Origin of the sequence: Actinotignum vesiculae, from assembly GCF_051267215.1 — a bacterium.
In the GTDB taxonomy this organism is placed as follows: domain Bacteria; phylum Actinomycetota; class Actinomycetes; order Actinomycetales; family Actinomycetaceae; genus Actinotignum; species Actinotignum schaalii.
On sequence record NZ_JBOZGG010000003.1, the window covers coordinates 100,329 to 122,975 of the forward strand.

Consider the following 22,647-nt stretch of genomic DNA (forward strand, 5'->3'; position numbering starts at 1 on the left):
ACTTATTCAGCGTGCGAACCGACGCGCAGACGCTTGAAACCGGTCACCTTGCCGCCGGTCTGGGACACGATGGTCTTGACCGGGGTCTTCGGCTCGCGGGCGTAGCCCTGCTCCTCAAGAACAACCTGCTTGTAGAAGCCGTGCATGCGGCCTTCCACGATCTTCGGCACGGCCTTTTCCGGCTTGCCTTCAGCGATGGTCGTTTCGGTGGCGATGCGCTTTTCGGTTTCCACCACGTCGGCCGGAACGTCCTCAATGGAGAGGTACTTCGGGTCGAGCGCGGCGATGTGCACGGTGACGTCGTGCGCAACTTCGGCAGCCTTGGCATCGGTGGCCACCAGCACGCCCACCTGCGGGGGCAGGTCGGGGTTGGTGCGGTGCATATAGGCTTCCACGTGCTCGCCCTCGAGGACTTCCACGTGGGAGACTTCCATCTTTTCGCCGATGACGGCGGTCATGGCGGTGATGCGATCCGCAACGGTGCCGTCGCCCAGCTTGGCGGCGAGCAGCGCTTCCACGCTATCGGCGCCGGAATCCACGGCGGCGGTGAGGATCTCATCGGCCATACCGATGAACTTCTCATTCTTGGCCACGAAGTCGGTTTCGGCGTTGATCTCCACGAGAATGCCGCGCTGGCCGGCAGCGGTATCGGATACGTGCGAGGCAACCAGACCGTTCGCAGCGGTGCGGTCCGAACGCTTGGCGGCGGACTTCATGCCCTTGACGCGCAGGATCTCTTCGGCCTTGGCAGAATCCCCCTGGGCTTCGTCGAGAGCCTTCTTGGCGTCCATCATGCCGGCGCCGGTCTTGTCACGCAGCGCCTTCACGTCGGCGGCTGTGTAATTAGCCATGCTTCACTCCTCACTTGTAGCGCTCAGGCTTAGGCCTGGGCGTCAGCTTCTTCGGACTTGTTTTCTTCGGATTCGGTGGCTTCGGCTTCGGCCGGGGCGGCCTCGGCTTCAGCTTCCGCGGCGGGAGCGGCCTCTTCAGCCTTGGGGGCTTCTTCGGTAGCTTCCCCGGCCGCGAGAACTTCGCGTTCCCATTCGGGCATCGCATCTTCGGTGGCGTTCTTGCCGGCGCCGCGGGCCAGGAGGCCTTCGGCTACCGCATCACCGATGACGCGGGTGAGCAGCCCGACGGCGCCGATGGCGTCGTCGTTACCCGGAATCGGGTAGGCCACTTCGTCCGGATCGCAGTTGGTGTCCAGGATGGCAACCACCGGGATGTTGAGCTTGTTCGCTTCGGAGACCGCGAGGTGTTCCTTGTTGGTGTCCACAACCCACACGGCGGAGGGCAGACGGTGCATATCACGCAGGCCGCCGAGGGTCTTCTCCAGCTTGTCCTTTTCGCGGGACAGCATGAGGAGTTCCTTCTTGGTCAGGCCCGAGCCGGCGACATCTTCGAAGTCCATCTGCTCGAGTTCCTTGAGGCGCTCAATACGCTTGGCAACGGTCTGGAAGTTGGTGAGCATGCCGCCCAGCCAACGTTCGTTCACGTAGGGCATCCCGGTGCGTTCGGCCTGTTCCTTCACGGCTTCCTGCGCCTGCTTCTTGGTGCCCACAAAGAGGATATTTCCGCCGTGCGCCACGGTTTCCTTAACGAAATCGTAGGTGCGGTCGATATCGGCGACCGTCTTGCGCAGGTCAATAATGTAGATCGAGTTACGATCCGTGAGGATGTAACGCTTCATCTTCGGGTTCCAACGGCGGGTCTGATGCCCGAAGTGCACACCAGCTTCCAGCAGCTGGCTCATGGTGACGACAGCCATGCGGCGTCCTTTCTCAGGCGCCATCGGTGCGATGGCGCGGTATCGGTTCTTGCACGACGGCGGAATTGCCGCCGCGCCCTGGTGCCCACGAACCGCGGTTCCCGATATGCGCCACCCACTGGGCAGCCCATGCCGGGACCGATCCGCGACCCTTGTATGCGGGCACGCGTATTACGACCGGAGATAACCGGCCGCCTGTACATATTACCCCACCCGGAAAAACGGGAAACTGCGGACGGATGTGATTTTCGCGGGAATATTGCGGTTAGGGCGTATGTACAGACGGGGCGCTCCAGCGACTACACGGTGCGGAACCGTCAGAGCGAGCGCCGCTCACAAGCAAACACACGCTACGTCTCAAGATGCGGCTGAGGTTGTACAGCGCTACCACATGACTATAGGATGACACGCATAGTTACTAACACTGCAATCTAGGAGCAACCTGCCCTATGCGAGTCCTTGAATCCATTACCTATCGCATCAAGGAAAACTTCTTTATATAAAAATGCGAGAAAGCCGTATTCTCGCACGCGTTTAGCGATGATGCGCGCCCGGAGCCTATATCTATCTTTCTAAAGCCTCCGGGTGAGTACACCTATGTACTTTCCTAAATGGCGCGTGCGAGAGGGGTTCATGCTGCCCTGAATACGGCAAGTGGATTGATAAGGACAAGGATTTTGATAGATCCTCATATTCCCGTCCTCGACGTCGCCCATGCGCGGCGTGTTTTCGGGAAAGAGAAATTTGTTGCAGTTGAAGATGTGTCCCTCCAGGTGCAGGCAGGCCAGGTGCATGCCCTACTCGGTCCGAACGGGGCTGGGAAAACCACAACGGTGCGGATGTGCGCGACCTTACTGGCCCCCACGGCGGGGCAGGTCCGGATCGCGGGGGTTGACGCGGTGCGCCATCCGGAGAAGGCACGCTCGCGCCTGGGTCTGGTGCTAGGCGGCGACCTCGGGTTTTATCCCCGGGCTACGGCACGCGATAATCTCCTCTATTTTGCCGACTTGCAAGGGGTGGCGAGCGGGCAGCGGCGTGGCGTCGTCGCTGATGCTCTTGAGCGTGTCAAGCTCACCGATTCTGCCGGGTCTAAGGTGGGCCAGTTTTCGCGCGGTATGCGCCAGCGCCTCCACCTGGCGCGCGCCTTATTGGGCGCCCCGCCGTTGCTCCTTCTTGACGAACCGACCACGGGGCTGGACCCCGACGTCGCGCTGACGGTGCGCGATATTATCCGCGACGTTGCCGCCAACGGCACCGCGGTGCTCCTCACCTCGCATTCCATGCCGGAGGTCAAAGAGCTGGCAGATATCATCACCGTCATCGGCGCAGGAAAAATCGCGGTGCGCGGCAGCATTCGCGATATTGCGAACTATGCCGGGGTGGGTGCAACCACAACGTTCACGCTGGGTGCGCGCCAGGCGAATATTTTCGCAAGCCTCGAAACTGAGTTCCCGGACGCAGTGGTGCAGCGCCGTCCGCGCGCGGGCAATTGGGCGGTCACGATCTATTGGGATGCGCGCTCCGGTGCGCAGGCCGAACGCCTGGTGGCGCTTCTCGGGCACGAGCCGGAGGACCTGGTGACCCGCCCGGCCTCGCTGGAGGAAACGTATCTGGCGCTGGCAGATGGGTTGGCGCGGTGATCCGGCAGTTACGTATGAGCGCTTTTCATGTGCGCCAATTTGTGTCTGTCCCCTATTTCATCCAGCTCATGGTGACGACGACGCTCGCCACCGCACTGGTGCAATTCCTGAGTTTCCGAGCTTTCGGGACTATGAACGCGACGCAGGGATGGGTGCGTGCCGGGATTATCGGCATGTGGACCACGGCCACCTGCGCCGCCGGAATTATTGGTTTCGAACGCTATAAGGGCACCCTCGTCTACCTGGTGAGCGCGCCGATTGGGGCGCTACGGAGCGTAGCCGCGGTGGTGGCATCGGCCGGTTCCTTCGGCCTGGCGGCATTCCCGGTGGCCTGGGCGACGTGGGCCCTGTGCTCCGCCTCAGTTACCTTTACTGCACCGTCCTGGGGTTTTGCGTGCGGCGTCCTTCTGCTATGGATGGGGTGCCTGAGCGTATCCTTCGTCATCGCCGCGCTTTTCGTGCTCACCCCGAACGCGATTAGTTACGAAGGTCTGCTTCTGGTTCCGATGTTTTTGGCGTCCGGGATTCTTTTTACGACGACGGCGCCACCTACGTGGCTGGCCTATCTCTCCCTCTTCGTACCCCTCTCGATGCCCACCTCCCTACTCTTCGGAGAAGCTATTACCTGGAGTGACGGGGCTATCTGGGCGGTCGTGCTGGGTACGTGGCTCGCGGTGGCGGGAGTGGCGGGGCGTGCGGCGCTGCGCCGTGCTACCCGCTCCGGGACTTTGGAGGTGATGTGATGCTGACGCGTTATCGTTCGATTATTCGGGTCTCCTGGGCTTCCTCAGTGACCTTTGCGACGGTAGGGACAGCGGTGACCACCCTCCTGGTGCTTCCGCTCCTCGACGTGCTTTTTGACGTGGTGCTCGGCAATGATGTGGGAACCCCGGACTTGGTGCGCACCGGCTATGCCGCGGCGCTGGTTGCTTTGGCCACGTCGATGGCTTCCGGAGTGGTCAGCGCGGTGGCAACCGACCGGGCGCTGGGGATCTTCCAGGAAGTTCACCTGCGCCGTCGTTTCGACGTGGTGTACTGGGTGGCGGTAGCTACCGTTCCATGTTTCTTGGCGGTCTCCACCGGTATTGCGGCCATCGGCGCCGTCTTCCTCCTCTCCCCTGACAAAGATGCGCTGCTGCTGGGGCGCGTAGCGCTCTTAGCGGTGGCTGCTTTGGTATGCGGAGTGCTGCTCGGAGTGGCGGCGGCCGGGATTGGGGTGGATCTTCCCGACCCGTATCTGGGAGCAACACTGCTCGCGACGTTCCTGCCGGTGTTCACCGGGGTTATTGTGCCTCTCGAGTACTACCCGCCCGCGCTGGCAGCACTAGCGAATGCCGTGCCACTCTCGGGAACCATTGCCGGTATCGCTGAGCCGGTCGGATGGTTGGTAGTCCGCGATATTGCGGTTGCGGCGATCTGGGCCGGTGTTGGTGTGATAGCGACCCGCCATGCGGTGGCTCGGCTGCGTTCGGGTATGCGGAGGGATGTTGTATGAGTTTTCTGGGTTTTGATGAACGTTGGGCAGCCTACCTGAAAGTCGCGGAAATGAACCTTGGCGGCACCGCGCGCGTGCACGGCGGGCGGATCGCCGCGGTACATCGCGGCGCCGTTGAGGTTCTCCGCGTTGATGAGACCGGTGCGCCAGACGGGGCTGCGCATGGTGCGCCGGACGGGGCGCCGGTGCGTATTGACCTCGATATTCCGGGCCACTACCAGGAGAGTGAATCCTGGCCGCCGGTGGTGGGTGACTGGGTAGGCGTCGATGATGTCGGGCATATTCTCGACATTTTGCCGCGCCGTACCTACCTCACCCGCCCGTCGGTGGGCCGAGCCGCTCTCGAGCAACCCATCTGCGCGAATATTGATGTGGTTCTCATTGTGGAACCCGTGGTACCAGCATCCAGTCGCGGGCGTATCGAACGCTTCGTGGCCCTGGCCCACGCGAGCGGGGCCCGCCCTTGGCTGGTGCTCACGAAGGCGGACCTAGCAAACCCGGCAGATCTCCAGGAGCTGGGTGAAGGGTGCGAAGAAGTGCTTGCGCTTGATGCACGGTCAGCTGCGGACGTGGCGCGACTCGTTGAGCTCCTCTCCGGCACGGTCGTGGTGGTGGGGCGCTCCGGCGCGGGGAAATCCACCCTCACCAATACCTTGCTCGGAGCCACCCAGACGGTGGGAACGGTGCGCGAAAGCGACCATAAGGGTCGGCACACCACCACCGGGCGCCAGTTGGTTTGCGGAGAAGACTTCGCGGTCATCGATACTCCCGGGGTACGTGCACTGGGAGCCACGATGGACACAGAGGCGATTGCGGATACCTTCGCGGATATTCGCGAACTGGCTGCTTCGTGCCATTTCGCGAACTGTAGCCACGGGCGAGAGCCGGGGTGTGCGGTGCGCGAGGCCTGTGAGAGCGGGGCTTTGGACGCGGACCGACTGGATCGCTATCTGCGGATGATGGCGGAGGCGGAGCGGTTACGTTCCCGCAGCGATGCACGAACAGCGCGGAGTCAGGACCGGCACGCTTCGAAAGAGAATACCCGCGGGCGGCGGGAAACGATGCGCCTAAAAGGTAAAAACCGCGGATAACAGCGCAAAAACCCGGGCGAACGCCCGGACACAAGCCAGAGCTATCCACAGGATACTGGGATGCATCGACTATCCACAGCCTGAGGATGCGCTCTGGCGGGCGAGTCTTATCCAGGGCATGCTCAGCCCTATGAAGACTCTCAGGATTTTTGCAACTCAATTCCCCGGTGCGCGCTGTGGCCCGAGCACCAGTACCCGTGCCCGGGCCACGGTGCGCTCGCGCTCCCGTGCGGGGCGCATAATCGTGGCACGCTGCCTGGCTGCGGCCGGCGCGGCTCTTACCCTGGTGGCGAGCCTTATTTCAGAATCGGCATCTGGAACGGTGGCGTCGTCGTCGGATAATACCCCCGAGCAGGCCGCAACCTCGACAAGGGATAGCGAGTTGGAAACACCGCTTACGTCCACCTCCATGGCGGAAGCCAGCAATGTCACTCATACGAAGGCCACGCAGCCCCGCGCCACCGGCTTCCGCTCCCCCACCGGTAGCGCGCCGGTGGTGACCCGCCCCTTTGATCCGCCTAAGCACAATTGGCTGCCCGGGCATCGCGGTGTCGATGTTGAGCTTCCTGCGGGAAGTCCGGTGCTGGCTGCCGGCTCGGGCACCGTGGTGTATGCCGGGATGCTCGCGGACCGCCCCGTTATTTCTATTGAACACGCCAATGGTCTGCGCACCACCTATGAACCCGTGGAGCCGAGCGTGCACCGCGGGGATACCGTGAGCGCCGGAACGGTGATCGGGACGTTGCTGGCCGGTCATGAGGATGGCGGGCGCTTCCCCGGGGATGTTTTGCACTGGGGTGCGCGGCGCGGGAAAACCTATATTGACCCGATCTCACTCCTCTACCGGCGTGAGATCCGCCTGTACCCGTGATAACCGTGACGCTTCAGTGATACTTCTACGGTGCTTTAGGGATGCTTCTGGCAAGGATTCTTTAGGCCCGCGGGTGGGCCTGCGCGAATGCAGCCCGGAGCCTATCGGCGCTGACGTGGGTGTAGCGCTGCGTGGTTTGCAGGGAGGAGTGACCAAGGATCTCTTGGACGCTACGCAAATCTGAGCCGCCGTTGAGGAGATGCGTGGCGGCGGAATGACGCAAATCGTGGGGGGTAATATCGGGCACTCCCGCGCGGCTGGCAGCACGATGCACGACGTCGCGCAGCGAGCGCGGGTTGAGGCGCCTGCCTTGCGCCCCCAAAAAGAGAGCCCGGGTCGGTTCTTTCATAAGAGCGGCACGCGCGGGCAGGTATTCCTGCACGGCCCGCATGGCCGGCACCCCGTACGGGACCACGCGTTCCTTATTTCCTTTTCCGAGGACGCGCACCGTCAAATCAGGGCGGACCTGGTCAATATCCAAGGAACAGACTTCGCTCACGCGCAAACCCGCCGCATACATGAGCTCGAGGGCCGCCCAATCCCGGTAGGCGAGAGCTTCTCCGCTCTCAACCGCGTGGCTTTTCGCGTTGTTGAGCAATTGTTGAGCCTGGTGCTCGTTGAGAACATGCGGGAGCTCATTAGTGACCCGAGGTGATTTCAGCCGCGCTGCCGCATCCGACGCGGTATAGCCGCACCGGTATGCCCAGGAACTAAAAGTGCGTATCGCGGCCGATTGCCGGGCCATCGAAGCCAAAGCGCTACCGTGTTCGCGCGAATGGGCTAGCCAAGACCGAAGATCAGCAAGATCCAGGTGCTCGAGGTCAATATCGAGGTCGGATAAGTCCTCATCCCCCGCTTTGTTTCCGGTGGATAGCTCGTGGAGAAAAGTGAGGAGGGAGAGCACCTCGTGCAGATAGGCGCGGATCGTATGTTCGGAATATCCGCGGCGCAGCCGCAATTCTCGCTCATAACGTTCCAAGATATCTGCTACTCGCATGCTCCCCAGTTTATGCGAGTCTTAGGAGGCCCGCTGCCGGCTCGCTTCCCGGGCCTGGGGAGTCAGGCGCCACTTCCCTCCCCGACTTTCCGCGATTCCGGCTACCTCGAGTTTCCCGAGGGCCGCCATCACCTCAGCAAATCCCATTCCCGCGGTCTGCGCTATTTTATCCAGCGGCTGGTAATTACGAGCCGGCAGCGCATCGCGCACCCGCACCGCCCGCGGATCCCCGGCAAGCGGATCGGTGACGGTCACCCCGAGCCCTAATTGCACCCCGCCGGCAAGGGCACGAGTGACCGTCCGGCTTGCCGCTCCGCTGCGGTGATCAGCCGCAACGTTCCCCGCCACCGTCCGAGTGCGATTGACGTGGAGGAGTTGCTGGCCGGCGCTGAAGCCGAGCATTTCGACAATATCTTCAACCCGGGTAATGCACACTGCTCCTTCCCGCAGCAGCCGGTGGCAGCCCGTAGAGCACATGGCGTAAATGGATCCGGGTACTGCCCCGACCGGGATGCCATACGTATGTGCGTGCCCCGCAGTGTTAATAGCGCCCGACCTGTAGGGAGCTTCAATAACAACAACGGCTTGCGATAGGCCCGCAATGATCCGGTTTCGGGCCAGGAAACGGTGCCGGTGGGGAGCATTGCCCGGTGCCGTTTCTGAAAGGGCGAGCCCGCCGGTGTCAAGAATTCGCGCGAAGAGTTCCTGGTGGGCTTTGGGATAGGGGCGGTTGATCCCGCTGGCGAACACCACCGCGGTCGGAGCATTCGCGAGCACGGCGCCACGGTGGGCGGCCGCATCGATACCCATGGCTCCCCCGGAAACAATAAGGGCACCGCGTTCGGCCAGCTCGTAGCTAAAATCGGTGGCGATTTTTTCGCCATAGTCGGTAGCGGCGCGTGAGCCCACCATCGCGAGCGCGGGGCGATCCAGTGCCGCAATATTTCCTTTCCACCACAGCCCCAGCGGGCGTTGTTCCCCGAGCTGCACTAAGGATTGCGGCCAGGCGGGGCTACCCGGGTAGGTGAATCCGTAGCCTCGGTTGAGCAGTTCACGGTCGCGCGCAAATCCCTGTGCATCGTACCGGGCACTCCAGCGGCTAGCTGCCGCACGCAACTGTTCAGGAACCGGGGCGCCCGCTCGTGCTTCTTCGAGCCAGGCAAGCGCTCCGGCGTAACCGAGATTGTCGGTGAGTGCAACGGCGTGGTAGTCCTCCCCTTCGGCCAAGCGTGTCCATGCCATTGCTGCGGTTTCTTCTTCCCAACCGGAAGCTCCCGTTGTTTCGCTGCTGGTCCAGGGTGTTTTATCCTCCGTCATAGCCAGAATTTCCTTTCCCGCGCAGGGCGAACGCCCCGGCAACGTCGTCGGTGGTGGGTTGTGTATGGCCGGCTAGGTCTGCGAGGGTCCAGGCAACTCGCAGGATTTTATCCGCGGCTCGCATGCTAATGAGGCCGCGGGTGAGGGCCTCGCCCAGGCTCGCGCTTGAGCTAGCTGCTAATTGAGTGTGGGCCCGGAGCCAGGTGCCCGGTATCGCGGCGTTAACGTCCCAGGTTTCATCCCGGAAGCGGTGGTGCTGGCGTTCGCGTGCTTCGCGGACCCGCGCGGCGACAGTTTCGCTGCTATCACCGCTATTGCCCGCGGCTAATTCCGCCCGGCTCGGCCTGGGCAGATTCACCATGAGATCGATGCGGTCCCGGAGCGGACCTCCGATGCGATGCTGGTAGTGGACGCGGTCCGCTCCCGAACAGGTGCAGGCGGTTGGGGAATCTAGTAGCCTGCCGCACCGACACGGGTTTCCTGCTGCTACCAGTTGGAAACGGGCCGGGAAGCATACCGAGCCTTGGGCGCGGTGAATATGTATTTCTCCCGATTCCATGGGTTCGCGTAGGGACTGGATAGCCCGGGTGGTGAATTCGGGAAGTTCGTCGAGGAAAAGTACGCCGTGGTGCGCGAGGGAAATGGCGCCGGGGCGGGGCCGGCTTCCGCCTCCCACCAGCGCGGTGGCACTCGACGTGTGATGGGGCGCCACGTAGGGAGGCCGGGTGGTGATCTCCTCGAATTGCCCCACAATGGAGCGAATACTGGCGCTTTCTACCGCTTGAGCGCGGGTGAGAGGCGGCATGATTCCCGGTAGGCGGGTGGCCAGCATTGATTTACCCACTCCTGGTGCCCCGATCATGAGGAGATGGTGGCTTCCCGCGGCTGCTATTTCCAAGGCATGGCGGGCCAGGTATTGACCCCGTACCTCAGAGAGGTCACCAATATCGGTGCTAGTGCGGGGCTGGGATACCGGCACAGGTGGCGGCGGTGGCACCGGGTCACTGGCCGCTCCCAGGCGCTGGGCGATCTGGGTGATATGCCAGATTTCTCCCACCTGGATCTGGGCAAGCGCAGCTTCGGCTCCGCAACCGCGGGGAACGATGGCGTGCCGGAAGCCGTGGTGGGCGGCGCCCAATACGCACGGTAATACTCCCCGCACCGGACGCACCGATCCGTCCAGCCCTAATTCGCCCAGGAAAACAGTGCCGGGTGGCAGGTGGGTGTGGGCTTGCGCGGCAAGGATAGCGGCAGCAATCGCCACATCAAAAGCGGTACCGACTTTCGGGGTATCTGCCGGGGATAGGTTGACGGTGACGCGCCCGGCCGGGAAGCTGACCCGGGCGGCGGCGAAAGCGGCCCGGATGCGTTCGCGTGATTCGCTCACCGCCGCATCGGGAAGGCCCACAATCGTGAAATTCGGTAGCCCTGAAAGAATCGCTACTTCTACCCGGATGGGCATGCCCCGCACCCCGAGGATAGAAACGGTATGGGAAGTGCCAATCATGAGGCATTCCGCAGATGCTCGATGGTAACGGGACCACAGGTGGGCACGGTGACAGCCACGATATCCACCGCGAGATCAGGGTAGTGCCCGCCATCCGCATGGAGCCACTGTGCCAGGAGGCAGCGGAGCCTGCGATATTTTTCGGGGCTGACAGCCAGCGGTGCCGGCACCGTATTGTGCCCGCGCCGAGTTTTCACCTCAACCGCTACCAACGCGCCGCTGAGTTCTTCACGGCATATCAGGTCAATTTCCCCGCGCCGGCATCTCCAATTCTGGGCCAGCACCTGGTAGCCGTGCTCCCGCACATATCCGGCAGCCACGCTTTCTCCCCACTCTCCTAGCTCCCGGGTGGTAGCGGAAGCGGGAAGCGGGGCAAGCTCGCTGCGGGCGATGCTAGCATGCAAAGTTTCACACTGGTACATGCCCCTAGTGTGGCGCGGATATTACCGATGGTGGCTTGAGAGGTGCGTGGCTGGGGATAGCGTCGTCGTTTCAGAAACCTGTGGATAAAAGCGAGCTCCCATGGAACTCACAACGCAACAGCCCCCAATTAAAGAGAGGAGCCGGGAAGATCGAGTTCGCGGGTAATATCGGTTTGGTTGAGCTCTTCAATATTGACGTCTTTGAAGGTCACCACGCGTACCGAGCGGATGAACCGGGAGGTGCGGTAGATGTCCCACACCCACGCGTCGGTGAGATTCACTTCGAAGAATACGTCGCCGGCAGTGGAGGATCGCACTTTCACGTCTACGTCGTTGGCGAGGTAGAAACGCCGTTCGGTTTCCACCACGTACCGAAAAATCTTCACAACATCGCGGTACTCGCGATATAACGCGAGTTCCAGTTCGGCTTCGTAGCCGTCAATCTCGCTCATTATTCACTCCTTACCGCGGGCAAATGCCACGACATTCGATGATACGGGCTCGGCCCCACCTGCGCGATGGCATCGAGGTGGGAGGGCGTACCGTACCCCTTGTTATGTTCCCAATCGTAATCGGGAAATTCTTTCGCGAGCGCCTCCATGTAGCGGTCTCGTTCAACTTTAGCGACGACGGACGCCGCGGCAACCCCGGCGCAGGAAGCATCCCCTTTAATCACGGTGGTGACCGGAAGCTGCGGGACGGTCGGTTCGGCATCGAAAAGGGAATCCTGGGCCCACCAATTGTGCTTTCCGTCAAGAAGAACGGCATCGGGGCGCAGTCCTGCTTTTTCTAGCTGGGCGAGGGCATCCGCGGCGGCGCAGCGCAAGGCTTCAATAATTCCAACCTGATCGATAACGCTGGCAGGGGCGCTTCCTACCGCAACCGCGAGCGGCCAATCACGAGCAGCCTGGTAGATCGTTTCGCGGCGGTGTGCGCTCAGCATTTTCGAATCGCGTAATCCGGGCGGGAAATCATCCGGAGTATTCCCGTCCAGGAGGGCAATACCCACGCAAACCGGCCCGGCGATAGCGCCGCGGCCCACTTCATCCACGGCGGCGAGAATACGCCCGCCGCGCGCCTCGAGCCGAGCCAACAGTTCTTTTTCAACGGTGCGATCAGGTTCCTGCACGCGTACTACCTGCCCTGCCCGGAGAGCGTGGCGCTAGGTAGCCCCGGCTGGGCCACCGTGGCCGCGTATAAGGAGCGCGGATCAACAGGGTTCTCCGGCAGCGCAACCCGCACACTCGCGGACGCGGCAGGTTCGGGAACACCGGCGAAGACGTGGCTCATATCAGGTAGGCGCCCGTGGCGGCTCCACGGAGCAAAAACGTACCAGGCCCGGCCCACCACGTTATCTACCGGCACGAATCCGTTTCCGGATTCACGCTGATGCCACCGCGAATCCTTCGAATTGGCGCGGTTATCCCCCATCATCCACAGGTAGCCTTCCGGAACCTTCACCTCAAATTTCTGCAAGGAGGGTGAAACCCCGTAATTGAGATATTCCTCCGTGATCGGCACGCCGTTCACCTGCAAACGGCCATCTTCCCCGCAGCAACTGACGGTATCCCCACCCTTCGCGATAATTCGTTTCACCAGGTAGTGGCCAGAATCCGCCGGGAGAAGCCCGATGCCTTGCAGGATGCGAGTACCCGTTTGGGCAATCCAGGAGCGGTTTTCTTCCACATCATCCAGCCAGCCGCCCGGGTCCACAAAGACCACGATATCGCCGCGGCGTAAGTCCTCATTATCGGTCACCATGCGGTTGACGAAGAACTTGTCCCCGGTACTCAGCGTGGTTTCCATGGAACCAGAAGGCACGTTAAAAGCTTGGATAAAGAAGGTTTTGATAATGACGGAGACCAGAAGAACGACGGCGACAGTCAGGGCCATCTCCACTACGCTGCGCAAGCGTGAATTACGCACGGGGGCTTCCCGGGTCTCAGCATCGGGGCGCACCGGGGCAACCTCAGGAGGGTACGAGGGCGGCTGCTCCATATTGGCAGCGGAGGACTGACCGTCCGTTGTATTCATGGTGACTCCTCCGTGATTGACATGTGCTTCCGCCCGGGCCAGATCATCTCGCAAAGCTTCGGCATAGAGGCCTTCATCCGCGTTGGAGAGCTGCTCCGTGAGCGTCAGCCGTAACCGGGCTTCAGCTGAATTTATCTTAGCCGGCCCCTCCGACACGTTTTTTGCCCCGTTGGATTCTGGTGGTGTGGGCGGGCAAGGTGCTGGCTCGGAATCCGGCCCTGGTGCTGGTGTTGCTGAGGTGTGCCCCGTTGCGGGAGTCGTGGCGGAAACAGCTGCGGCGGGAGTGGCAGGCCCGGTGAAAGCGACGGGAACGGCGGAAGGAGCGATGGGGGCAGCGTCGGGAGTGGCCCCGCAGGCTGGTGACTCCTCCGCATCAAATAGCTCATCGAGATCCGGTAGCTCATCCGCATCCGCCGCCACTGACGGTTCAAGGAACGCCGGGGCCTCGTACGGCTCCGGCAGCTCGGGTGGGGTGGAGGTTGGGGTAGGGGTAGCGGCTCGGCGGCCGCGAATCTGGCTCCGGTGGGTCCGCCCTGCTGGCCACCGCGAGGCATCCTTCGATGCCCGTGACCCGCCTGACGTGCCCTCGCCCATACGCCCCTCCGCCTGAAATAGATAAAAGATATGCGTATTCCATGCTACCAGCGCACGTGAGCGTGCCTAGGGTTATCCGCGCCGTCGCGCCACGCTATTTTGGGCAGGCTCCAGGAATGCTCCAGCCCTCGCTCACGGTTGGGGTCTATAGGGGTCTAGAGGGGGCTATAGGACACTTGGGGCTGCGGACTGTTTATCGGTTATCTCCGGTTAGTGGCGGTCTTCGGGTAGCGGTCAGGATCCGCGCGGGCAGAAAAATGGACCCGCACCGAGATGCGGGTCCATATGTGAACGAGAAGTTCGTACCGTTCCTTACTTGGAATCAGTGCGACGTTCGCGAATCTTCGCTGCCTTACCGTGACGATCACGCAGGTAGTACAGCTTGGCGCGACGCACGCGACCGCGGGTAATCACTTCGATTGATTCGATGGAAGGCGAATGCACCGGGAACTTACGTTCCACGCCCACCCCGAAGGAAATCTTGCGGACATCGAAGGTGGCGCGCAGGCCATCACCCTGGCGGGCGATAACAACACCCTGGAACGCCTGGGTACGGGTGCGGTTACCTTCCACGACGCGCACGTTCACACGCACGGTGTCACCGGCGCGGAAATCGGGGATATCGTCGCGCAAACGCGAAGCATCAACTACATCAAGAGTCTGCATTATTCATTCACTTTCCGCCTCTGCACGCAGGCCAGGGGCGCTGTTATCGGTTAAGATCTCGCCGATGCGCGACCCCCTGCGGCAGGCTCAGCGCATTATGAAAGCGAGGAAACTCCACTATTATGCCACAGTCAGCGGACAGGCAAAAATAAGATCGGAGTTGACTACCTCACCCACCTGGAATTCTCGGGTTGTTACTTTTCGGAAGCCACAGCGTTTGTAGAAGCGTTGAGCGCGCCGGTTGTCTTTATTCGTTCCGAGCCACAGGTAGGGTGCTGGTGCTGAATCGGCGTCCGGGATTCGGGCCCGGCACGCCTCCACCGTTGCCCGCCAGAGCAGATCCGCTACCCCGCTCCCGTGCCAGCTGCGCTCCACATAGAACTTAGAGAGCTCGAGCAACGGGCCGTCTCGATCCGGAAGATGCATGAATGGCGCACCGTCCTCACGCCCGGCTACGTCGTCGCCCCCTATTCCCACCACGCTATCGGGCAGCAGGGTAAGACTGTACCCCAGCAATTCCCCGCGCGACTCTCCACTCCCGGCACGCACCACCACCGCCATCCAATGCGGATCAGCAAGGTAGTTTTCGAAAGCTGCGACGGAAAGATTCTCAGCCACAAAAGCGGCGATATCCGCCTCGCTGAGGTAACGCGGGCACGCATTGGGGAAGGTGCGAGTGGCCAGCTCAGCCAGCTCGGTTGCGGTGCGCCGTCGCGCCCCGTCCGGGAACGCACCGTCCGGTCGCGTATCGTTCGGGACCGCGCCGTATGGTAACGCCCCATTCTCGAGTGCCCCACCCGAAAGCGCCCCGTCCGGTTGCGCCCCGTCGCCAGAAACGACGGCGCCAGCAGCCCCCAGCACCTCAGTATCCACCGCTACCGGATGGGGGTCACTGGTGCGCCATACATAACCCGCCGCCGCGAGCGCCGGCCGGTCGTGTTTGTCCAGCTGCGAGGTATCCAGCTCCGCGATCATATCGGGACGGCGCGCGGCGGTGCGCGCAATAGCTTCGTCGCGCCGGTAACGCGCCACCGCCCCGTGGTTACCGCTCAGCAGCACGGCTGGCACCTCGAGCTCGCGCCAGCTAACGGGGCGGGTGTAGACGCGGTACTCGAGCAGACCTGCCGCGCCGTGTGATTCTTCCACGAGGGACTCTGGGTTACCCACCATGCCGGGAATGAGTCGGGTAACGGCCTCCACGAGAGCCACTGCCGCTACTTCCCCACCGTTGAGGACATAGTCCCCGAGGGAAAACTCCTCCACGCGCACCCCGTGCCCGCGGTAATGTTCAGCTACCCGTGCATCGATTCCCTCGTAGCGTCCGCAGGCGATGATGATGCGTTCCCGGGTTGCCAGGTCTTCCACGAGGCGCTGGGTGAGGGGCCGCCCGGAGGGGGTGGGAATAGCGAGGGTGATTGTTTCCGGGGCGCTCGGACCGATAAGATCATCGAGCGCACGGCCCCAGACGTCAGGTTTCATGACCATGCCGGCCCCGCCCCCGATGGGGGTATCGTCCACGGTGCGGTGGACGTCGCTGGTCCAGTCGCGCAGATTGTGGGTGCGAATATCGACGACATCGCGACGGCGTGCCTTGCCTACCAGTGATAAATCGAGGACATCGAAGAATTCCGGGAAAACCGAAACAAGGTCAATGCGTAGGCCCGCCATTACTCAGCGTCCTCCGCACCGTCTTCCTCCGTAGCGTTCGCTTCGGAAGCGCTTTGCTCCGCGCCGCTTTCACCTGCGCCGTTTTCTCTCGGGGTACTTTCCCCCGCCGCACGGAGGGCACCGGCCAGGTCATCACCTTCCACCACAATCATGTCGTCATCGGAGAAAAGCCCGGCCGGGGCATCCACAACGACGCAATGGTCATCCAGGTCCACAGCGGTCACGATCTCACGCACGAAGGGAACGCGGGCGATGCGGCCATCAGGCTCACGCACCACCAGGACATCCTGGGCGGGGCCATTCTCCAAACCGGCGATAATTCCGAGCTCGTAGCCTTCTGGGTCGAGTACTTCCAGACCGCGTAGCTCGTGGGCGTAATAGGCGTCTTCTTCGGGCTCGTCTTCATCGGTTTCCACGATGAGTCGCACCCCGCGCAGTGCTTCGGCGGTATCGCGGGTCGTTGATTCAGCGAAGAGCGCGTAGGTGATTCCCCGGTATTCGCGGGTGCGGGTGATGGTGAGCGGCCCGAAATCCGCCGGATCGGTTTCTAGCTGGGTCCCGACCGCGAGGCGGCGTGCGGGTGAATCCGTGCGCACATCCAGGCGGACTTCCCCTTTGAGTCCGTGCGGCGCCCCGATAATAGCTACCGTCAGTTGCATCGTGTCCTTCTTTCAGCTCCCGCACGCGGCGGGCAACGGTGGTGGCTCATACAAAACCGGCCCGCAACCCCGAAAGGTTGAGGGCCGGTATGCCGCTACGTTAGTTACGATCCGTTTCGATAACGTCCACGCGCACGGAGCCTTCGTCCGAAAGCGCGTTGACGACGGTACGCAGAGCCTTGGCGGTACGCCCGCCACGGCCGATCACCCGACCGAGATCGTCAGGGTTCACCCGAACTTCCAGAAGTTCGCCACGACGATTACGTGATGCCGAAACCTTGACATCATCCGGGTAATCAACAATTCCCTTGACCAGGTGTTCCAGAGCGTCCGTCAGCATTAGGCTTCCTCAGTTTCCGCTTCGGTAGCGTCGCCGGCTTCGGCTTCCCCAGCTTCGGCGGCGGCAGCAGCCGCTGCTTCCGCTTCAGCCTTCGCCTTCGCTTCGGCGACGGCAGCACGGCGCTTTTCGGCGTCGTCCTGAACCTTCTTGACCGCTGCGGCGCGTGCTTCTTCAGCGTTCACAGTTTCCGGAACACGCAGGCGCCCTTCCTGGCCATCCTTGTATCCCTTGAACTTCTGCCAGTCACCGGTCACCTTGAGCTGCGCGAGCACGGCTTCGGTGGGCTGAGCGCCCACGCCGAGCCAGTACTGGGCCCGATCAGAATCAATGCGGATGGTGGACGGCTGGGTATTCGGATCGTAGTAACCGATTTCCTCAATAACCTTGCCATCGCGCTTGACACGCGAATCCGCCACGACGATACGGTACTGGGCCGCACGGATCTTACCCATGCGCTTCAAACGAATTTTGACTGCCACTTTTGTGGTCAATCCTTTCTCATTGGGGTGGGTTACCCGGCCGGTTGGGGGACGCGCACCGTGCAACCCGTGAACACAGATGACACCGGGTTGAGAGGGACCCGGCATCTTCCAAGTACATCTAGCTATTCTGCCAGAATTTCCCAGCGGAGGGAACCGGCAATGCGCGGACGTTCGGTGAGATCACTTACGCCGCGCCGTCCTACCGTCCCACCATCCCACCGCCCCACCGTTTCAACCTGACAAGCCCCACGGTGCCTGGCAAGATGGGAGGCGTGAATACCACCGTCTCTCCCGCCGCCGCGCCTGCGGGCACCGTCGCCGCCGTGGACTCCCCCGCCGCCGCAGCCGCGCCGACCTCGAAGCTGGTGCGCTATGCCTGGCTCTCCGTTGCGGCAGCCCTCATCACCATTGCGCTCAAAGCGGCCGGCTACTGGCTCACGGGTTCGGTAGGTCTCCTCTCCGATGCCTCGGAATCGCTGGTCAATCTGGCAGCGGCGGTCGTTGCCGTGCTGGCTCTTTCCGCGGCTGCGAAACCCGCCAATGAGCGCTACACCTACGGGCGCTCGAAGGCTGAATATTTTTCTTCCGCCGTGGAAGGCGCAATGATTTTCGCGGCGGCCGGTTTTATTATTTTTTCCGCCGTTGATCGCATTATTAACCCCCAGCCGCTCTCAGACCTGGGATGGGGGCTAGGAGTTGTGGCACTTGCGTCGCTGGTCAATGGGGTTGTCGGCGCTATCCTGCTGCGCGCCGGTGCGAAGCACCGTTCCCCCACCCTGCGAGCCGACGGCAAACATCTCCTGACCGACGTGGTCACCTCCGCCGGGGTGATCGTGGGTGTGGGGCTGGTGGCGCTAACCGATCAGCCTCTTCTCGACCCCATCGTCGCTATCCTGGTCGCGGCCAATATCCTGTTCACCGGGGTTAAGCTGCTGCGCGAGTCACTGGCGGGCCTCATGGACGCGGCCCTTCCCGACCCGGATACCGAGAAAATCGTGGCGATTCTGCGTTCGCATACCCGCCGTAACGTACGTTTCCACGGGCTGCAGACCCGGGTGGCGGGGCGTGAATCGTTTTGTAATTTTGATCTGCTGGTGCCCTCCACCTGGACGGTGCGCGAGGGCCACGAACTCGCCGAGGATATCGCGGAGGAATTACGCGCCGCCGTGCCCCATCTGCGTGCCCTCATCCACGTTGAGCCCCTGGAAGACCCGCGTTCCTACGAAGACATTCCGGAAGGTTACGTGCCGCTGGGCGGTATTTCTGATGCAGTTCCGGATATCGTGGTGGAGGCTTTAACCACGGGGAAGAACGACGACACCGCTCCCTCCCAGAAATAACCACGTGGCCAAGAACGACGTAGCGGGCAAGATTCCTCCTGCCCGCTGCGCCGTCGTCGTTATTTAAGGAAGCGCTTGAGCTCTTCCATACTTGCCATATCGGGCCCAGCCTGGCCTGCGCCGGGAAGCTGGGCTCCCTTGCCGAAGGCCGAGCCCTGTTCGGCACGCTGCCGTGCCGCCGCGGCTTCGGCTTCCTGGCGGGCGCGTTTCGCCGGATTACCCGAACGCCCCTTCTTACCGCCCGAAACGTTCTTCTTCGCGCGTTTCTGTTTGCGCGAGCCCCCACCAACGCCAGGCATACCGGGCATTCCCGGCATCCCGCCGCCGCGACTCATCTGCGTCATCATCTTCGCGGCGCCCTCAAAGCGCTGCACCAGCTGATTGACTTCCTGAACGGTGGTACCCGAACCGCGAGCGATGCGCTGGCGGCGCGAGCCGTTGAGGATTTTCGGGGTACGGCGCTCGGCGGGCGTCATGGACTGGATAATGGCTTCCACGCGCCCCATCGAAGATTCATCCCACTGCTCGAGGGCTTCGCGGTACTGCCCCATTCCGGGCAGCATGCCCATGAGTTTCTTGAGGGAACCCATCCGCTTGATTTGGTTCATTTGCACGAGGAAATCATTGAGGTCGAAGGAGCCCTCGCTCATTTTCTCAGAGAGTTCGCGTTGCTGTTCCTGCGTCCAGGTGGCTTCGGCCCGTTCGATGAGGGAGAGAATATCGCCCATATCGAGGATGCGGGAAGCCATGCGATCGGCGTGGAAGCGTTCGAAATCTTCCAGTTTTTCGCCAGTGGAGGCGAAGAGGATCGGTTTGCCGGTCACGCCGCGCACCGAGAGCGCCGCGCCACCGCGGGTATCGCCGTCGAGCTTCGTGATAACCACTCCGGTGAAGCCAACGCCATCTTGGAAGGCCTTCGCGGTGGCGACCGCGTCCTGGCCGATCATGGCGTCGATAACGAAGAGTACTTCGTCGGGATTGACGGCGGCCCGGATATCGGCGGCCTGCTGCATGAGCACCTCGTCGATACCCAAACGCCCGGCGGTGTCCACTACGACGGCGCCGTAGCCGTTCGCGGCGGCGTAGTCCACGCCGCTCGCGGCCACCTGGATGGGGTCACCCACCCCGTTACCGGGTTCGGGAGCCCATACATCCACGCCGGCGCGTTCGCCCACCACCTGGAGCTGTTGCACGGCGTTGGGGCGCTGCAAATCGGAGGCCACGAGGAGCGCCTTGCGGCCCCCGCGCGCGAACCAGCGCCCGAGCTTACCGGCCAGCGTGGTTTTACCCGCGCCCTGGAGGCCGGCGAGCATGACCACGGTGGGCCGCCCCTGCGCGAAATTCAATTCCCGAGTTTCCCCTCCAAGAATCTCGATGAGTTCGTCATTAACAATTTTGACGATCTGCTGGGAGGGGTTGAGGGCCTGGGAGCGCACCGCACCGGTGGCGCGTTCGCGCACCGCGGCGGTGAACTCGCGCACCACGGGAAGCGCGACGTCGGCGTCCAGGAGGGCACGCCGAATCTCGCTAATAGTGGTTTCTACATCCGCCTGGGTGAGGACACCCTTGGAGCGCAGATTCTTGAATGCACCGGAAATCCGGTCGGAAAGATTATTAAACACTGGCCAGCCTTCGCGTCAAAAACTCGTTCCATTGTAAAGCAGGGGTTGCGGTCGCGCATATGTACCGCTGGTGCGGCGGCGTGCCCGCTGGTGCGGAGGTATGGTGCGGCGGTAGAGCTACCCGCCAACGTGGCGCCGGTATGCCCCGTCCCTAGCCCCGCCATGCCCACCTATTCGCGGATATTCCCGCCTTTAGTTCAGCAGGGAATCGACGAAACCTTCCGGATCGAAGGGGGCCAGGTCGTCCGGCCCCTCCCCCAGACCCACCAGTTTGACGGGCACGCCCAGTTCGCGCTGCACCGAAATAACGATGCCGCCCTTGGCGGTGCCGTCCAGCTTGGTGAGCACAATACCGGTCAGCCCGGTCACCTCCGCGAAAACGCGAGCCTGCTGCATCCCGTTTTGCCCCGTGGTGGCATCCAGGACGAGAAGAACTTCATTGACCGGCGCGGTACGTTCCATGACACGCTTGATTTTTCCAAGTTCGTCCATGAGTCCGGCCTTATTTTGGAGGCGTCCAGCGGTATCCACAATCACTACGTCCACTCCGGCGGCATCGGCCTGCGCCACCGCATCGAAAGCGACGGAGGCCGGATCGGCTCCTTCGCGATCCGAACGCACCACGTCCACGCCCACCCTGTCACCCCAGGTGACCAGCTGATCAGCTGCGGCCGCCCGGAAGGTATCAGCCGCCCCGAGCAGCACCGTGGTTCCCTGCGCGCGCAGCAGGCGCGCGAGCTTACCCACCGTGGTGGTTTTCCCGGTGCCGTTCACGCCCACCATAAGGACCGCCGCGGGATGCACCGCTCCAGAATCCGCTTCGCTGCGGGTGAGGTTGAGGGAACGATCCATATCCGGATCCACGTGGCGCAGCAGTTCCTCGCGCAAAATCTCACGCACCCGCTGCGGGTCGCTGGTGCTTTCAATTTTCACCCGCGAGCGCAGGCCCTCCATGATCTCGCTGGTAGCATCCAGCCCCACATCGGCCATGATGAGGGTATCTTCTAGTTCTTCCCAGTCCGCCGCGGAAAGATCCCCGCGGGAGAGAATCGCCAAGAGTGCCTGCCCGAAGCCGCCCGAGCGGGCCAGCCGGGCCCGCAGGCGCTGCATTCGGGAGGGAATCGATTCGGGTTGTTCAACCGCTGGGACGGTGACAATATCCGGGGTGGCGTCACCGGCGCTTTCACTGGCGGTTTCGCCGGGCGCCTCCGCATCGGTACCCTCCGCGGTTTCTGCCGCACCATCCCCTTCAAGAACCGGGGTATCCCGGCGTTCCAATTCCTCCCGCCGCTGGTTCTTTTTGACCAGGGAAATAACGAGAGGAACAAGGAGAAGGGCGGCAACGCCCGCGATGACAAGTGCAAGAACTACAGGATTATCCACCCCTCCAGTCTTGCAGAGGGGGGAAAGTTTTTCCACCTAGAAGGTTTTAGGCACTGCGCCGTTCGCGCTCGTCAGTATCCTCAGGCACGAAGCTTTCTGCATCATTAACGCCGTGGCTTTGCTCGCTCATACCGCCATTCGCCACGTCACTGCCCATATCCACGATCAGCGTTTCTTCCAGCTCCACCGTGATATCTGCACCGTGGCCTTCTTCCGGTGCCTCCACGACGCCATCCGCAAGGTCGGCACTGTCCGCGGCATCCGTGCCCTCCACACCGTCCACGACTTCTGCGACGCCCGCACCGTCGACTTCCGCGGGGTTCTCTTCTTCGGCGGTCACGGCGCGACGGCGCAGCGGCGGGGCGGGAATACGAGCCCGCAGCTTTTCACTATTGCGGCGCACCGTTTCCGAGATTTCACGCTCCGTTTCCCGCGCGCGGTCAAAGTGCTCATCGAGCGTTTCGGAAGTGATATAGGCTTCGGATTCGTGCGCGAAAGCCTCGAACATATCGTCTACCGCCGTATCGTGGTGGACGATGTCATAGGTGTCCATATCCAGTTCATCAGAGCGCCACGCGTCAAAAGATTCCGCGACGGATGTTCCAGCGCTTTTCCCGGAATTCCGCGCAAAGGACAGGGCATACACCAGCGCTGCGGCAGCGATAATGATGGCGATAACAACGATGATAAGGGGCACGGTCTCATTATGAGAATTTTTGGGGCGGACGGCTACCTCCAACCCGCCCGCGAG

At 62.3% G+C, this 22,647-nt stretch carries 23 protein-coding genes; 6 read left to right on the forward strand and 17 right to left on the reverse strand.

The features are described from left to right. Positions 1-2: 2 nt before the first annotated feature. Together tsf and rpsB are read right to left on the reverse strand one after the other, a co-directional pair. A complete protein-coding gene (gene tsf / locus ACRQHG_RS02750) occupies positions 3-851 on the reverse strand; it encodes a translation elongation factor Ts (RefSeq protein WP_435719428.1) in 849 nt (282 codons plus the stop codon). A gap of 29 nt (positions 852-880) precedes the next feature. Further along, positions 881-1,768, reverse strand: a complete 888-nt coding sequence (gene rpsB, locus ACRQHG_RS02755; protein ID WP_087070992.1) for a 30S ribosomal protein S2 — start codon at positions 1,766-1,768, stop codon at positions 881-883. A gap of 677 nt (positions 1,769-2,445) precedes the next feature. Here rpsB and ACRQHG_RS02760 point away from each other — a divergent pair. The 5 genes from ACRQHG_RS02760 to ACRQHG_RS02780 all read left to right on the forward strand — a co-directional run bounded on the left by ACRQHG_RS02760 (position 2,446) and on the right by ACRQHG_RS02780 (position 6,865). Continuing rightward, positions 2,446-3,408, forward strand: coding sequence for an ABC transporter ATP-binding protein (locus tag ACRQHG_RS02760; protein WP_435719429.1), 963 nt, complete (start codon positions 2,446-2,448; stop codon positions 3,406-3,408). A 14-nt stretch (positions 3,409-3,422) separates the two neighbouring features. After that, positions 3,423-4,151 carry an ABC transporter permease gene (locus tag ACRQHG_RS02765; protein WP_435719430.1) on the forward strand — a complete coding sequence of 243 codons (729 nt, stop codon included), beginning with the start codon at positions 3,423-3,425 and terminating at the stop codon, positions 4,149-4,151. Then, on the forward strand, positions 4,151-4,903 hold the full coding sequence (locus ACRQHG_RS02770; protein WP_435719431.1) for an ABC transporter permease: 753 nt from the start codon (positions 4,151-4,153) through the stop codon (positions 4,901-4,903). The genes ACRQHG_RS02765 and ACRQHG_RS02770 overlap by 1 nt, the downstream gene beginning before the upstream one ends. Continuing rightward, complete coding sequence (gene rsgA, locus ACRQHG_RS02775) at positions 4,900-5,994, forward strand: ribosome small subunit-dependent GTPase A (RefSeq protein ID WP_435719432.1); 1,095 nt, start codon at positions 4,900-4,902, stop codon at positions 5,992-5,994. The genes ACRQHG_RS02770 and rsgA overlap by 4 nt, the downstream gene beginning before the upstream one ends. Before the next feature lie 244 nt (positions 5,995-6,238). Next, a complete protein-coding gene (locus ACRQHG_RS02780) occupies positions 6,239-6,865 on the forward strand; it encodes a M23 family metallopeptidase (protein ID WP_435719433.1) in 627 nt (208 codons plus the stop codon). 61 nt (positions 6,866-6,926) lie between these two features. Here ACRQHG_RS02780 and ACRQHG_RS02785 read toward each other — a convergent pair whose 3' ends face one another. From ACRQHG_RS02785 to rpsP, 12 genes are all read right to left on the reverse strand, one after another. Next, a complete protein-coding gene (locus tag ACRQHG_RS02785; RefSeq protein ID WP_435719434.1) occupies positions 6,927-7,862 on the reverse strand; it encodes a tyrosine recombinase XerC in 936 nt (311 codons plus the stop codon). A gap of 21 nt (positions 7,863-7,883) precedes the next feature. After that, positions 7,884-9,179, reverse strand: a complete 1,296-nt coding sequence (dprA, locus tag ACRQHG_RS02790; protein WP_435719435.1) for a DNA-processing protein DprA — start codon at positions 9,177-9,179, stop codon at positions 7,884-7,886. Continuing rightward, positions 9,166-10,686: a YifB family Mg chelatase-like AAA ATPase gene (locus tag ACRQHG_RS02795; protein WP_435719436.1), complete on the reverse strand. Its 1,521-nt coding sequence runs from the start codon at positions 10,684-10,686 to the stop codon at positions 9,166-9,168. The genes dprA and ACRQHG_RS02795 overlap by 14 nt, the downstream gene beginning before the upstream one ends. Next, on the reverse strand, positions 10,683-11,108 hold the full coding sequence (locus tag ACRQHG_RS02800; RefSeq protein WP_435719437.1) for a YraN family protein: 426 nt from the start codon (positions 11,106-11,108) through the stop codon (positions 10,683-10,685). Before ACRQHG_RS02800 ends, ACRQHG_RS02795 begins: the two co-directional genes overlap by 4 nt. A gap of 128 nt (positions 11,109-11,236) precedes the next feature. Next, the gene (locus tag ACRQHG_RS02805) at positions 11,237-11,560 is read right to left on the reverse strand and encodes a DUF2469 domain-containing protein (protein ID WP_026428528.1); all 324 of its coding nucleotides are present in this window, start codon (positions 11,558-11,560) and stop codon (positions 11,237-11,239) included. Continuing rightward, on the reverse strand, positions 11,560-12,237 hold the full coding sequence (gene rnhB / locus ACRQHG_RS02810) for a ribonuclease HII (protein ID WP_435719438.1): 678 nt from the start codon (positions 12,235-12,237) through the stop codon (positions 11,560-11,562). Before rnhB ends, ACRQHG_RS02805 begins: the two co-directional genes overlap by 1 nt. A gap of 5 nt (positions 12,238-12,242) precedes the next feature. Beyond that, on the reverse strand, positions 12,243-13,562 hold the full coding sequence (lepB, locus tag ACRQHG_RS02815) for a signal peptidase I (RefSeq protein WP_435719439.1): 1,320 nt from the start codon (positions 13,560-13,562) through the stop codon (positions 12,243-12,245). 486 nt (positions 13,563-14,048) lie between these two features. Continuing rightward, positions 14,049-14,402: a 50S ribosomal protein L19 gene (gene rplS / locus ACRQHG_RS02820; protein WP_016442470.1), complete on the reverse strand. Its 354-nt coding sequence runs from the start codon at positions 14,400-14,402 to the stop codon at positions 14,049-14,051. Between the two features lie 120 nt (positions 14,403-14,522). Then, a complete protein-coding gene (gene trmD, locus ACRQHG_RS02825; protein WP_435719440.1) occupies positions 14,523-16,070 on the reverse strand; it encodes a tRNA (guanosine(37)-N1)-methyltransferase TrmD in 1,548 nt (515 codons plus the stop codon). After that, a complete protein-coding gene (gene rimM, locus ACRQHG_RS02830) occupies positions 16,070-16,729 on the reverse strand; it encodes a ribosome maturation factor RimM (RefSeq protein WP_435719441.1) in 660 nt (219 codons plus the stop codon). The genes trmD and rimM overlap by 1 nt, the downstream gene beginning before the upstream one ends. Positions 16,730-16,829: 100 nt before the next feature. After that, positions 16,830-17,069: an RNA-binding protein gene (locus ACRQHG_RS02835; RefSeq protein WP_026428525.1), complete on the reverse strand. Its 240-nt coding sequence runs from the start codon at positions 17,067-17,069 to the stop codon at positions 16,830-16,832. Beyond that, a complete protein-coding gene (rpsP, locus tag ACRQHG_RS02840; protein ID WP_435719442.1) occupies positions 17,069-17,548 on the reverse strand; it encodes a 30S ribosomal protein S16 in 480 nt (159 codons plus the stop codon). The genes ACRQHG_RS02835 and rpsP overlap by 1 nt, the downstream gene beginning before the upstream one ends. Before the next feature lie 266 nt (positions 17,549-17,814). Here rpsP and ACRQHG_RS02845 point away from each other — a divergent pair, with 266 nt between their 5' ends. Next, positions 17,815-18,891 carry a cation diffusion facilitator family transporter gene (locus ACRQHG_RS02845; protein WP_435719443.1) on the forward strand — a complete coding sequence of 359 codons (1,077 nt, stop codon included), beginning with the start codon at positions 17,815-17,817 and terminating at the stop codon, positions 18,889-18,891. A gap of 59 nt (positions 18,892-18,950) precedes the next feature. Here the strand turns inward: ACRQHG_RS02845 and ffh are convergent, their stop codons facing one another. The 3 genes from ffh to ACRQHG_RS02860 all read right to left on the reverse strand — a co-directional run bounded on the left by ffh (position 18,951) and on the right by ACRQHG_RS02860 (position 22,593). Then, a complete protein-coding gene (gene ffh, locus ACRQHG_RS02850) occupies positions 18,951-20,513 on the reverse strand; it encodes a signal recognition particle protein (RefSeq protein ID WP_026428522.1) in 1,563 nt (520 codons plus the stop codon). A gap of 192 nt (positions 20,514-20,705) precedes the next feature. Beyond that, positions 20,706-21,896 (reverse strand): signal recognition particle-docking protein FtsY, encoded by a 1,191-nt coding sequence (gene ftsY / locus ACRQHG_RS02855; RefSeq protein ID WP_435719444.1) that lies wholly within the window; start codon positions 21,894-21,896, stop codon positions 20,706-20,708. 46 nt (positions 21,897-21,942) lie between these two features. Beyond that, on the reverse strand, positions 21,943-22,593 hold the full coding sequence (locus ACRQHG_RS02860) for a hypothetical protein (protein WP_435719445.1): 651 nt from the start codon (positions 22,591-22,593) through the stop codon (positions 21,943-21,945). Between the last annotated feature and the right edge of the window lie 54 nt (positions 22,594-22,647).